Origin of the sequence: Nocardia amamiensis (genome assembly GCF_015477605.1) — a bacterium.
Taxonomy (GTDB): domain Bacteria; phylum Actinomycetota; class Actinomycetes; order Mycobacteriales; family Mycobacteriaceae; genus Nocardia; species Nocardia amamiensis_A.
Genome location: NZ_JADLQX010000001.1, coordinates 241,402 through 253,756, shown reverse-complemented (window position 1 = coordinate 253,756; position 12,355 = coordinate 241,402). Strand labels below are relative to the sequence as shown.

Sequence of the window (12,355 nt, the reverse complement as noted above, 5' to 3'; positions counted from 1 at the left end):
ACCCTGACGGTCTCGGCGGATTCCCCGCTTCGACATGGCGACCAGGCTTGGGAGACGGTTCGGGTCGGCGCCGCGTGAGCTGACGGTCAGGGGAGTACGGAGCGGAGGTTGCGTTCCAGTACTTCGATGCGGTGGCGCTGGAGGTCGGTGAATTCCGGCGGGTGGTGGATTTCCACGCTCAGGCGGCCCGCGAAGGTGCTGATGACGCAGGTGCCGCCGCCTGGTTGTTGCGGGCGGCGGCCGGTGAGGTCCGGTTTCGCCAGCATGGTGGAGTGGAAGTCGTCGATGCGCAGGGCGTCTTGCTCCGGCAGCTGTGGGATGGTGCCCCAGTTTGTCGCGATCACCACGCCGGGGAGCGCTGGAGGGGGTGCCGCGGCCATGTCGGGGATGTTCAAGGGGGTCCGTTGCACGATGCCCGCGGACAAGCCCGCGTGCAGGGCTTCGCTGATACCACGGGCCAAGCCGACCAGTGTCACGTCGGCTTCGGGGGAGAGGTAGTTGGCGAAGCCGAGGACGTTCGTCCCCTCGGTGGCGTCGACTTCGGGGCTCATCCTGGTGCGTAGGTCGACGGAGTACAGGTAGAGCAGTCCGGTCAGGGGTAGCTCGCGAACCTCGGCCTCGGTCCGCAGCAATGCCGCCGAGACCAGGCCGTGCACCGTGACGTTCTCGCGGTGACCGAGTTCGACCAGCGCCGCGGTCTCGTCTCGGGTGAGCCGGCAACGGGTCGTGCGCAGCACGGGGTATTCGTCCTCACGCGGCTGCGAAACAGGTGGCGGGGCAGTCGATTCGCCCGCGGGTGGCGCTCCGGGCAACGTCATCTTCTCGATGCCCCGCGCCGCGAGCAGCTGCTCCACGGGCTCGGGAAACGCGTGCACCGGCAAGTCGAGCGGACGCCCGGCGGCGACGTCCCGGTACCCGGCCCACAGCGCGTCGACCACGGCGAAAGCATGATAGGCGTCGGCGACGCTGTGGTGGATCATGAGCGTCACGCTGGCGGTTTCGCCCGAGCGCACCACGCACAAAGCGCAAACGCCCGTGCGCTGATCGAATTTCGCCCCGGACAGCGGCATTTCGGGGTCCCCGTCGGCGACGAAGATCTCGGGGATGGCGTCGGCGACCGCGAACGCATGACCGCCGCCTTCGGCCACCTCGATGCGGGCGCGAAGGATCGGATGCGCGCGGGCGACGGCCTCGAAGGCCGTCGTCAGAGCCGTCAGGTCCAATGGGCCCGATACTTGCGCCGAATACCCGATGAAGACCTCGCCAGCGGCGAACATCAGTTCGCTCGGGGCCAGCCGGCGGATGACGTCGACCACGATCATGCATTCCCTTCGCTCCCGGCGAGACTAGCTCGAACACCATTGCCGCGCCGACTATTCGGGAAAACCGGGCGAACGGGACGGCCCGACCAGGGCGAAACCGGCCTTGTCAGAACCGGGAAACCGAACCTGTCGGATGATCGGATCATTTGATTAAGCTCCGAGTGATCGAAAGCGAGCGGAGCATGTCACGAACCGATCCGATCCTCATTCCTCGGCGCCGGCCGGCGGTCGCGCGATGACGCGACGCGGGTGGGCGCTGTTCCTCGCGATGGGGGTGATCTGGGGCGTGCCGTACGCGATGATCCGGATCGCGGTGGAGGATCTCGACCCGATCGTGGTCGCGTTCGGGCGCACGCTGATCGGCGGGCTGTTGCTGTTGCCGATCGCGCTGTACCGCGATGCGTTGACTCCGGTGCTGCGGCGATGGCGGCCGCTGCTGCTCTACACCCTGGTCGAGATCACCGGCCCGTGGTTCCTGATCGGGTACGCGGAGACCACGCTGAACAGCTCGACGGTCGGGTTGCTGATCGCCGCGGTTCCGCTGATCGCCGTGGTGATCGTGACCAAGCTAGGCCACGACCGGTTCGACGCGCGCCGGGTGACCGGTCTGCTCGTGGGATTCGCTGGTGTCGCCGCACTCGTGGGCCTGGATGTCGACCTGGGGAATCCGGCGGCCATCGGCGCGATCGGCCTGACGACGATCGGCTACGCGGTCGGCCCGATCATCATCAACCGCGCACTCGCCGACCTGCCTCCGCTGGGTGTGGTCACCGGCTCTCTGTTGCTGGCCGCGGCGATCTACGCCCCGTTGGCGGGCTGGCTGAGGCCGGCGCGCATCACGGCCGATTCGGCGTGGTCCGTACTCGGCTTGGCGGTGATCTGCACGGCCGCCGCGTTCCTGTTCTTCTTCGCGCTGATCTCCGAAGTCGGTCCCGCGCGCGCCACGGTGATCACCTACATCAACCCGGCGGTAGCGATCCTGCTCGGCGTAACGGCGCTCGACGAGCCGCTTACCGCGGGCATGGCGATCGGCTTCCCGCTGGTCATCCTGGGCTCGATTCTCGGCACCGCGCGCAGCCGCGCCGACTCGGCTCCCGAGGATCCGCCTGTGCCCACCGTTCCCGAGGCGGCCGCCCCACTACCCGAGAGGTGATCGCTCGGCGGCGCGGGCCGCGTAATACGCTGCTGAGAATGCTCGACTCGACCGAAGACCCCGCGGACCGATACGTCGACGTCACCGCAACGCGCATCGCCTACGACGACGTCGCCGAGCGCTATACCGAGCTCGTCCGGCACCAGCTCGCCGGCCAGCCGCTGGACCGGGCGATGCTCGCGGTGTTCGCGGAGTTGGTGGCGGACAACGGTTCCGGACCGATAGCGGATCTCGGCTGCGGCCCCGGGCGGATCACCGCGCACCTCGCGACCCTCGGCGCGCGGGTGTTCGGCATCGATCTCTCGCCGAGAATGATCGCGCTCGCGCGGGCGGAATATCCACACCTGTCCTTCGACCAAGGTTCCTTGGAACAGCTACCGATCGGCGACGGGGAACTCGGCGGCATCGTCGCCTGGTATTCCTTGATCCACATCCCGCCCGCTCGCGTGCCACAGGTGTTAGGCGAGTTTTCCCGGGTACTCGCGGACAAAGGCCACCTGCTGCTGGCGTTCCAAACAGCCGACGCGTCCGATGCGGTAGAAGCCTTCGACCACAAGGTGACTCGCGCCTATCGATGGGCGCCGAAAAAGCTTGCGCGTCTGCTCACCGATGCCGGGTTCACCATGATCACCCGGATGGTTCGTGAGCCGAGGCCCGACGAACGATTCGGACAGGCTTACCTGCTGGCCGCGAAGGTTCGGTGATTCGCCGAACACGACCCGTCCGGTGCGGGTAAGTTGATCGTGTCGCGGTTTTCATGGGCTGCGCGGGCCCGCCGACAACGTGGTCGATCGCAAATAACACCACTTTCACCACTGTCGTCAGGGGGCGACCCACCATGGAATTCATCGCGCCGGTCGATGCGGTCTTTCTGCTCGCCGAATCCCGCGAACAGCCGATGCACGTCGGATCGCTGCAACTGTTCGAACCGCCTGAAGACGCCGGCGCCGACTTCGCCGCGCAGGTTCATGAAAAACTGTTGCACTGCGCCGATATCGATCCCACTTTCCGCAAGCATCCCGCAACAGTGCTCGGCACACCGCAGTTGGCGTGGACGTACGCCGAGGACGTCGAACTCGACTATCACGTGCGGCGGCTGGCGGTGCCCGGTCCGGGACGGATGGACCAACTCGTCGAGCTGGCCTCCGGACTGCACGGCAGCCTGCTCGACCGGCACCGCCCGCTGTGGGAGATCCATCTGATCGAGGGGCTGGCCGACGGACGGTTCGCGCTGTATTCGAAGATGCACCACGCCTTGATCGACGGCGTTTCGGCACAACGTCTCTTACGACGCACGTTGACCAGCGACCCGTCCGCCACGGCGGCGCGGGTGCCGTGGCATCTGCCCAGGACACGGCGCAAGGCGGAGCGGTCCGGTGTACGAGCCGCGACGCGAAACCTGTTGTCCGCGGCGACTTCCGGCGCATCGGTGCTGCGCGCGGCCCGCGAAGCACTGCTGCGGCAGCAGCCTTTCGCGGCGCCGCGCACCATGTTCAACGTGCCGATCGGCGGTGCGCGCCGTTCGGTGGTCCGGTCCTGGCCGTTGGATCGGCTGCAGCAGGTCAAGAAAGCGACCGGTTCGACGCTCAACGATGTTGTGCTGGCCATGTCGGCGGGCGCACTGCGCCGCTATCTGGTCGAACGGAACGCCTTGCCGGACAAGCCGTTGATCGCGATGGTGCCGGTGTCGCTGCGTTCCGAGGACGACGACGAGACCAACGGGGTGAAGGTCGGTGCGGCGCTGTGCAACCTCGCCACCGATCTCGCCGATCCGCTGGAGCGGCTGCGTGTGGTCAGCGCGTCGATGCACGACAGCAAAGAGGTCTACCGCGCGCTGTCGTGCAATCAGACGATGGCGCTGTCCGCGTTGATGCTCAGTCCGCTGGCCCTCAATCTCGTGCCCGCGCTGATCCCGTGGACCAATCCGACGTTCAATATCGTCATCTCCAATGTGCCGGGTCCGCGCGAACCCATGTACTGGAGCGGGGCGCGCCTCGATGCCAGCTACCCGCTGTCCATCCCGTTCGACGGGCAGGCGGTGAACATCACGCTGACCTCCAACGCGGGCAATCTCGATTTCGGCCTGGTCGGCTGCCGCCGCAGCGTGCCGCAGCTGCCCCGGCTGCTCGATCACCTGGAGGACTCCCTGGCCGAACTCGAGCGCGCCGCGGATTGACGAGGACTCCCCCGAATCTAGAACGTGTTACAGTCGATGCATGGTGGGCGGGCCTGTCGATGACGCCGTAGCCGCTTCATGGCGATATCCGTGGTTGCGGCGGCATCGACGCGCTGGCAGCCCGCCGAAGCGCGCGACAATTATGTAACTCGTTCTATGACATCTGCGCCGCGCCGTTCGCGGCGGAGCAGTGAGGGAGACCAGCACGCCATGCGTACCGAAATCTGCGAACGGCTCGGGATCGAATTCCCCATCTTCGCCTTCACCCACTGCCGCGACGTGGCGGCCGCGGTCAGCAACGCCGGCGGGCTCGGCGTGCTCGGTGCGGTCGGCTTCACCGCCGAGCAGCTGGAGGTCGAGCTGGCCTGGCTCGACGAGCACGTGCAGGGTGTCTACGGCGTCGATCTGGTGATCCCGTCCAAGTACGAGGGCAAGGGGATCGACGGCCTCAGCCCCGAGCAGTTGGAAGCGAAACTGGCCGAACTCGTCCCGCAGGGGCATCGCGACTTCGCCGAGAAGATCCTCGCCGATCACGGCGTGCCCGAACTGCCCGAGGGCGAACACCACAACCAGTTGCTCGGCTGGACCGCCACCACCGCGGGCCCGCAGGTGGAGGTGATCCTGCGGCATCCCAAGGCGAAGCTGGTCGCCAACGCGCTCGGCACCCCGCCGGAGGATGTGGTCGAGCAGGTGCAGGGCTCCGGCAGGCTGATCGGCGCGCTGTGCGGCTCGGTCAAGCACGCGCTCAACCACAAGAAGGCGGGTCTGGACTTCGTGGTCTGCCAGGGCACCGAAGGCGGCGGCCACTGCGGTGAGGTTTCCTCGCTGGTGCTGTGGCCGCAGGTGATCGATGCGGTCGGCGACCTGCCGGTGCTGGCCGCGGGCGGCATCGGGAACGGCCGTCAGGTCGCCGCGGCCATGGCGATGGGCGCCGCGGGAGCGTGGACCGGCTCGCTGTGGCTGACCGTCGAGGAGGCCAACGTGCCGCCCGCGCAGATGCAGACCTACCTCGAGGCCACCAGCCACGACACGGTGCGGTCACGTGCCTGGACCGGCAAGCCCGCCCGGATGCTGCGCAACGACTGGACCGAGGCATGGGAGCAGGCCGACACCCCAGATCCGCTGCCGATGCCGCTGCAGATGATGGTGGCCCTGGACGGTGTGAAGCGCGGACACCGCTACCCCGAGGCCGCCAAGGACGTCAACTTCAACCCGGTCGGGCAGATCGTCGGCATGATGAATCGGGTGGAGCGCTCCGCCGACGTGGTGAACCGGCTGATCGAGGAGTACGTGGAGGCGTGCGAACGTCTCAACAAGATCAACGGCGGACTCTGAGTCGTCGGAACGCAGTGCTGGAGGAGGTGGGGTCGGGCGATGCACCGAGCACAGCTGGGAGCACCCCGCCCGACCGGTCGGACCGGAACAGGGGTCGTCCCATTCACGGAGGAACGCGGGTGCTGGCCCGAACAGGGCCCTGTGCCCGCGGGATAGTGCCCGGACATGTGAGCATGATCGAATCGACTTGCGCCCGCGGCGGATTCACGATGAGCCGAAACTGACGACCCGCATCTGTGGACGCGGGTGGCTGCGCACACGTCGACTGACGGGCCGGGCCTATTGGCAACACTGTCTGAGACACAGGTCGAATCTCCTGACCTGCACCCTGCCGCAGCGCGCTCCGCAGGCGAGTATCGCCTCCGCGCAAGACACATTGCGTCCCAGACGCATTGTGCAGCGTACGAACGACAGCGGCTACGCCGTGGCGCGCGTTTCGTCGACGGCCGGCTCGACCCCGCCAACCAGCTCGTCGAACCGCGCGATGACCTTTTCGTGGTACATGCCGAACAGGTCCTCGAACAGCGCCAGTTGCGCCTCGCTCGGCCCGGAGCCGGAATCCCATACCGCGGCGAGCGCCCGCCAGACCAGGACGTGCAGGTCGGGCGCGCCCGCGAAGTACGCCTCGACCGCCTCGGGCACCTCGAGCACCATCTCGCCGATCGAGTTCAGGATCGCGCGCTGCATGGTGAGACCGAGCGCGGTCAGCATCCGGCGCACCAGCGCGACTTCGATGGTCAGCAGCTGCCGCAGGTCCGGAACATCTTGGCGGGCAATCGCTTCGAGTTCGTCGATCGAGGCCTTCCACTCGGCCGTGTCGATCTCCTGCGAGCCACTGGTGTAGGCGAGCAGCGCCTCGAACACGAGATTGCGCTCCACCTCGACGATGTCGCGGAACATCTCGATCGCGATGTCGGGCATGGGAATCGAGAACCGGAACAGCTGGCGATACACGTCGACGCCGCCGGACTCCCGGACGTCCCGAATCGTGAATCCCTTGCCGCGCCGCGCTTCGACGAAGCCGTACGACTCCAGCCGACCCAAAGTCAGCTGCGCCGTCGCGCGGTTCATGTCGAACTCCTCGGCCACCTGACGCACCGACGGCATGAGATCCCCCGGTTGATATTCACCCGCGGCAACCCGGCGCGCCAGCTCGTCGGCAACGTCGGCGACCACCGTCTGGGATCCCATCGAAGTCACCTTTCGACTACTTTCGAATACGTCCCAGACAGTCTAGGCCCTACTGCGGGGTACTGCACCTATGTCACACTTGTCCGCGCAACTGTGAGGTGAGTCATGACCATCCGGCCCAGCGATGAACGCCCGGAGGAGCCGTTCGCTGGCAAGCGATCCCGGCTCTTCGCGTCGCGATCCTACGATAAACCTCCAGTTCACAGTGCAATTCGCGGCGCCAAGCTCGCCGCGCTCCCGATGGCGTTCGCCGGACGTCATGCCGCGGGCGCCGGTAAACGCGCACTCGGGAAATCGGCCGAAGAAGTCAATCGCGACATCCAGCTCCGCACCGCACAGCACATTTTCGAAGTGCTCGGCGAGCTGAAGGGCTGCGCCGCGAAACTGGGGCAGCTGCTGGCCATCTACGAACTGGCGCTGCCGCAGGAGCTCGCCGAGCCGTACCGGATCGCACTCAGCAGGCTGCAGGACGCCGCGCCTGCCATGCTGCCGCACACCGTGCACGCCGCCATGGCGGCCAGTATGGGCGAGCAGTGGCGGTCGCGATTCCGCGAGTTCGACGACCGGCGCGCCGCCGCGGCCTCGCTCGGCCAGGTGCACCGAGCGGTCTGGCACGACGGCAGGCGGGTCGCGGTCAAGCTGATGTACCCCGGCGGCAGGCAGGCGGTGGCGGGCGATCTGGATCAGCTGCGCCGGATCTCCTATCTGGCATCGGTATTCCTGCCCGGCGCGGACGTCAAGGCGGTGACCGAGGCGATCTGCGCGTCGGTGACCGACGAGCTCGACTACGCGGCCGAGGCCGGCCACCAAAGGGCCTTCGCCGCCGCGTATGCCGACGATCCGGACTTCCACGTGCCGAACGTCGTCGCGCAGCAGGGCGACGTGCTGATCAGCGAATGGATCGAGGGCACGCCGGTGCAGCGGATCATCGCCTCCGGATCGCGGGCCGAGCGCGACCGGGTCGGCATGCTCATGGTCCGCTTCGTCACCTCGGGCTGGGGCAGGCACGGCCTGCTGTACGCCGATCCGCACCCCGGGAACTTCCGGCTGCTGCCCGACGGCCGGCTCGGCGTGGTGGATTTCGGCGCCTGCTGCGCGTGGCCGCCCGCGGGTTTCGCCGAGCTGACCCTGGATTACTGCAAGGCGATCTTCACCGGCGGCCCTGAAGACCTGGCGGCCGCGACGCGCAGACACGGATTCGTGCAATCCGGACGCGCCTTCGACAGCGCGGAGCTGTACGCCGCGATCAGCCCGTGCGGCGAGCCGCTGCGGCACTCGACCTATCGGCTGACCACGCGCTGGTTGCGCCGACAGGTGCTGCGCACCACGAATCCCAGCTTGTCGAACGTGCTACGGGAGACGACCATGCCCGCCTATTGCACTCCTTTCGCCCGCTCGTTCCTCACTCTGGTCGGCGTGCTCGGCCAGTTGGAGACCGAGGGGCACTATCGCGACGAAATCCTGCGCTGGTTACCGGAATTGGCCGAGGCGTTCAGCTCCGACGAGGACCCCGCCCGCGTTGCGCGGCCGGTGGACCTCGAGGCCGTGCGCAGGCGGCGGTCCGCGGCGTCTTCGCGCTGACCGGTCAGCGCGACAACCACTCTCGCCACTGCGGCGCGATCAGGGCGGCGATCTCGTCGTAGCCCGCTGCCCCCGGATGCGCGCCGTCGCCGGCACGGACCTCGGCGGCCCACACCGCGTTGTCGCACAGCGGCTGATACACGCCCACGTAGGGCACGCCCGACGCCGCACAGGTCTGTGCGAACCGCGCGTCTAGCGCGGCCGTGCGGGCATTGTGCTCGTCGTCCGCGATCGGCGGCGGCGCCACCGCCAGCACCGGCCAGCCTCGCTCGGCGGCCTGTGCGAGCAGGCGTTCCAGATTGGCCACCGACTGCGCGGACGACACTCGTGGACCGCCGTTCTCGTACGTGGCGTCGTTCACGCCGAACGACAGCACCACCCTTGCGTCCACGCCCTCGGGCAGCCGCGGCGAGCACTCAAGCAGCCAGCGGTCCAGGATCTCGGCCGAGGTCTGCCTCCGCACGCCCAGGTTGTAAGCGGTCAGCGGCACCCCTTCCGCGTGCGCCGCGGCCGCGAGGCGACCCGCCCACCCCAGGCAGCGTTCGTCGCCGACGCCGGCGACGAACGAGTCTCCGACGAAACACACACGCAGATCACGGCTCACCCGCCCGATCCTCCCAGCGCCGAGACCCGGACGCGCGCATCGGGTGCGGGCAATCTGCGGCTGCCTCGCCTTCGCTCGGCCCGGCGCGGGCTATCGACGGACTCCGTCCGACTGCGCCCTTTATGATCGCGAGGGTCAGACCGGGAGGGAGTAATGGTCACAACCGAGTCGGGGCTCGCGGTGCCGCAGTGGTTCGCCGAGTTGTTCGCCCATCGGCGCTGGGTCCGGCGTAGCCAACCGTTTCCGCACGTGTACGCCCGCGACGTCTTCGTTCCGGAGTTCTATCAGCGATTGACCGACGAACTGGACCGGGTTCGCCGCGAGCGTCCCGAGCTGTTCGGTTCGGTCGCCGACGGCTACAGCGCGAACGGCATACGCCTGGCCGACCTGCGCGACGGGCCGCTCGCGATATTCACCTCGCGGGAGTGGCACGACCTGGTCGCCCGGGTCGGCGGCGTCGAGGCGACCGGCGATATCGAGGGATCGGTGCACCATCACCGTCCAGGCAGTCCGTTCGGCTGGCCACACAACGACCTCAACCCGGCTTGGTTCCAAGGGCCGGCCCCCGGCTCCAGCGAGGTACGGCTGCCGGACGGGACGGTCGACACCAAGACGGGGGCACGCGCCCCCGGCGTCGCCGCACGCGAGACCATTCGCGCCGTCGCGGTGCTGTTCTATCTGGGCAATCCCGGGTGGGAGCCCGGCGACGGCGGCGAGACCGCGCTGTACGACCACGTCGCCGACGACGCCACGCTTCCTTCGGTGACGCTTGTTCCGCCGCTGGACAATTCGCTGATCCTGTTCGAGGTCACGCCGCGCAGCTGGCACACCTTCGCGGGCAACAACACCAAAGACCGCAACAGCGTCGTGATGTGGGTGCATCGCACCAAGGCGGATGCCGAACGGCGCTGGGGAGGAGACAAGATTGTCAACTGGTGAACGCCGCGTCTGCCTGCTCACGGGCGCGAGCGGCACGCTCGGCGACGCCTTCTGCCGGACCTACTACCGCGACTACGACATCGTCGCCGTGTGCCGCACGCGCACGCCCGCCGCGCCGTCGCAACTGGAGTGGTACGTCGATCCGCTCGCGCCGGAAGCGGCAGTGCCGGAGAACGAATCGCGCATTTTCGTGGTCCGGTCCGATCTGACGCAGCCGGGTGAGGTGGAGCGGGTCGTCGATCTGGCGCTGGCCCGGTTCGGCCACGTCGACCTGCTGGTGAACAACGCGGCGCACATCCGGCTGCACCCGCGCGGCATCGTCGACGGAGACGCGGCACTGGAGGACTTCGATCGCCATTTCGCGCTGAATGTCAATGTGCCCCTTCGTCTTGCGGCGCGTTTGGCACAGCGATGCTGGTTGCACGCCGGTCCGGAGAACCGCGCGCGCAACCGCAACATCGTCAACGTCTCGAGCATCTCCGGGTCGGAGGTGTACCCGGGACAGACTCTGTACTCCGCGTCGAAGGCCGCGCTGAATCAACTGACTCGCGGTATCGCCGCCGAGTTCGCCGAGTTCGGTGTGCGCGCCAATGCCGTCGCGCCCAACAGTTTTCCCGCGCTCGTGCCCACCGAGCAGGTCGCTCGGGCGATCGCCGAGCTGGACGCGAGCGACCGGTCGGGCGCGGTGTACGGCGTGGGCGTCGAGCTGGACCCGACGGACGAGCCGGAGGGCGTCAACTCCCTCCGGCTCGCCGACGCCGAACGTTGACCGCCGCTATTTCGTGGTCGCGATGCCGGTGGCCTGTTCTGACAGCGTCCACAATCGCTGTGCGAGATCGGCATCGATCGCCTGCTTGTTGCTCGGCGGCTCCAGTTTGAATCGGTGGAAGTACTGCCCGTTGATCGCCTCGCCGTCGGCGGCGGTGGCCAGGTGCACCAAGGGCTCGGCGCCCTTGTCCGGGCGGATGAAGAACGGGCGCGACAGCGGAGATCGGATGAACCAGCCGATACCGAGCGGGGCCTTGTCGTAGACGTGGGTGGCGACCGCCCCGGGGTGGAAGGCCGCGGTGGTGAGACCGGTGCCCGCGGTGCGGCGGGCCAGTTCCCTGGTGAACAGGATGTTCGCGAGCTTGGACGTGCCGTACGCGCCGAGCTGGTTGAACGAACCCGTCGGCGCGTTGACCGTGTCCAGATCCAGCTTGGCCATCCGGTAGGTCACGCTCGAAGTGTTGACCACCCTGGCCCGCGACTGGGTCAGGCGCTCCAGCAGAAGGTTGGTCAGCAGAAACGATGCCAGATGGTTGACCTGGAAGGTCAGCTCGTTTCCGTCGTCGGTGACGGTGCGCTTGGGCCAAGCGCCGCCCGCGTTGTTGGCCAGCACATCGATGCGCTGATACCGGTCGAGCAACTGATCGGCCAGCTTGCGCACGTCATCGAGCCGGGCGAAATCGGCGACGAACGGCTGCGCGCCCGCGTTCGCCGCCACCTCCGCGGTGCGTTCCGGCGATCGGCCAACCACCGCGACGGTGGCGCCGCGCGCCGCGAGCCGCTGCGCCGCCGCGGCGCCGATTCCGGAACTCGCGCCGGTCACCACCACTGTCTTTCCGGTCAGATCCTGGTCCTGCACTGCCATTCCCGCCTCCCGAGCATCGGCTATGTGACCCGATAGTCTTCGGATCGCGCGGATTCGGCAAGTGCCGACGCGCCCGCGTAGTGCTCGGCGATCTCGTCGCTGGTCGTCAGCCACACCCCGGGGTGGGTCGCCACGTAGTCGAGCGCTTGGTCCAGGTATTTGATCCGGAATGCCTGACCGATCACGAACGGGTGCAAGGCGAGCGCCATGACGCGGCCGCTGTCGGCCGACTCGGCGCAGAGCTGGTCGACTTGGTCACGGACGATCCGCACGAATTCCGGGCCGGTGAGTGCCGGACCCATCCAGCCGCGGGGCCTGCGGCCGGTCCATGCCCACATGCTCGAACTTGACACCAGTGTCAGGATCAAGCTCGGATTGGAGTGATGTAGGGCACAGCGGGCGGCGGAGCCGCACTACACCA

Annotated in this window: 11 protein-coding genes and 1 pseudogene; 7 read left to right on the top strand and 5 right to left on the bottom strand. The window is 67.8% G+C overall.

Going from position 1 to position 12,355, the window contains the following annotated elements:
- Window positions 1-86: 86 nt before the first annotated feature.
- Window positions 87-1,322 (bottom strand): phthiocerol/phthiodiolone dimycocerosyl transferase family protein, encoded by a 1,236-nt coding sequence (locus IU459_RS01140; protein WP_195127534.1) that lies wholly within the window; start codon window positions 1,320-1,322, stop codon window positions 87-89.
- A gap of 235 nt (window positions 1,323-1,557) precedes the next feature.
- Here IU459_RS01140 and IU459_RS01135 point away from each other — a divergent pair, with 235 nt between their 5' ends.
- From IU459_RS01135 to IU459_RS01120, 4 genes are all read left to right on the top strand, one after another.
- Window positions 1,558-2,475 carry a DMT family transporter gene (locus tag IU459_RS01135; protein WP_195127533.1) on the top strand — a complete coding sequence of 306 codons (918 nt, stop codon included), beginning with the start codon at window positions 1,558-1,560 and terminating at the stop codon, window positions 2,473-2,475.
- A 38-nt stretch (window positions 2,476-2,513) separates the two neighbouring features.
- Window positions 2,514-3,179 (top strand): class I SAM-dependent DNA methyltransferase, encoded by a 666-nt coding sequence (locus tag IU459_RS01130; RefSeq protein ID WP_195127532.1) that lies wholly within the window; start codon window positions 2,514-2,516, stop codon window positions 3,177-3,179.
- Window positions 3,180-3,313: 134 nt separating this feature from the next.
- A complete protein-coding gene (locus IU459_RS01125; protein WP_195127531.1) occupies window positions 3,314-4,651 on the top strand; it encodes a WS/DGAT/MGAT family O-acyltransferase in 1,338 nt (445 codons plus the stop codon).
- Between the two features lie 210 nt (window positions 4,652-4,861).
- On the top strand, window positions 4,862-5,986 hold the full coding sequence (locus tag IU459_RS01120) for an NAD(P)H-dependent flavin oxidoreductase (protein ID WP_195127530.1): 1,125 nt from the start codon (window positions 4,862-4,864) through the stop codon (window positions 5,984-5,986).
- A gap of 417 nt (window positions 5,987-6,403) precedes the next feature.
- On the opposite strand, the gene IU459_RS01115 is transcribed toward IU459_RS01120, so the two are convergent.
- Window positions 6,404-7,177: a GntR family transcriptional regulator gene (locus IU459_RS01115; RefSeq protein ID WP_195127529.1), complete on the bottom strand. Its 774-nt coding sequence runs from the start codon at window positions 7,175-7,177 to the stop codon at window positions 6,404-6,406.
- A gap of 240 nt (window positions 7,178-7,417) precedes the next feature.
- On the opposite strand from IU459_RS01115, the gene IU459_RS01110 reads away from it, so the two are divergent.
- Complete coding sequence (locus IU459_RS01110; protein ID WP_195127528.1) at window positions 7,418-8,758, top strand: ABC1 kinase family protein; 1,341 nt, start codon at window positions 7,418-7,420, stop codon at window positions 8,756-8,758.
- A 4-nt stretch (window positions 8,759-8,762) separates the two neighbouring features.
- Here IU459_RS01110 and IU459_RS01105 read toward each other — a convergent pair whose 3' ends face one another.
- Complete coding sequence (locus IU459_RS01105) at window positions 8,763-9,362, bottom strand: DUF459 domain-containing protein (protein WP_195127527.1); 600 nt, start codon at window positions 9,360-9,362, stop codon at window positions 8,763-8,765.
- A 153-nt stretch (window positions 9,363-9,515) separates the two neighbouring features.
- On the opposite strand from IU459_RS01105, the gene IU459_RS01100 reads away from it, so the two are divergent.
- On the top strand, window positions 9,516-10,301 hold the full coding sequence (locus IU459_RS01100; RefSeq protein ID WP_195127526.1) for a 2OG-Fe(II) oxygenase: 786 nt from the start codon (window positions 9,516-9,518) through the stop codon (window positions 10,299-10,301).
- Window positions 10,288-11,070: an SDR family NAD(P)-dependent oxidoreductase gene (locus IU459_RS01095; protein WP_228837162.1), complete on the top strand. Its 783-nt coding sequence runs from the start codon at window positions 10,288-10,290 to the stop codon at window positions 11,068-11,070. Before IU459_RS01100 ends, IU459_RS01095 begins: the two co-directional genes overlap by 14 nt.
- Window positions 11,071-11,076: 6 nt before the next feature.
- On the opposite strand, the gene IU459_RS01090 is transcribed toward IU459_RS01095, so the two are convergent.
- Window positions 11,077-11,934 carry an SDR family NAD(P)-dependent oxidoreductase gene (locus IU459_RS01090; RefSeq protein WP_228837161.1) on the bottom strand — a complete coding sequence of 286 codons (858 nt, stop codon included), beginning with the start codon at window positions 11,932-11,934 and terminating at the stop codon, window positions 11,077-11,079.
- A gap of 20 nt (window positions 11,935-11,954) precedes the next feature.
- Window positions 11,955-12,260: pseudogene (locus tag IU459_RS01085) on the bottom strand (hypothetical protein); the annotation flags it as partial.
- Window positions 12,261-12,355: the final 95 nt, after the last annotated feature.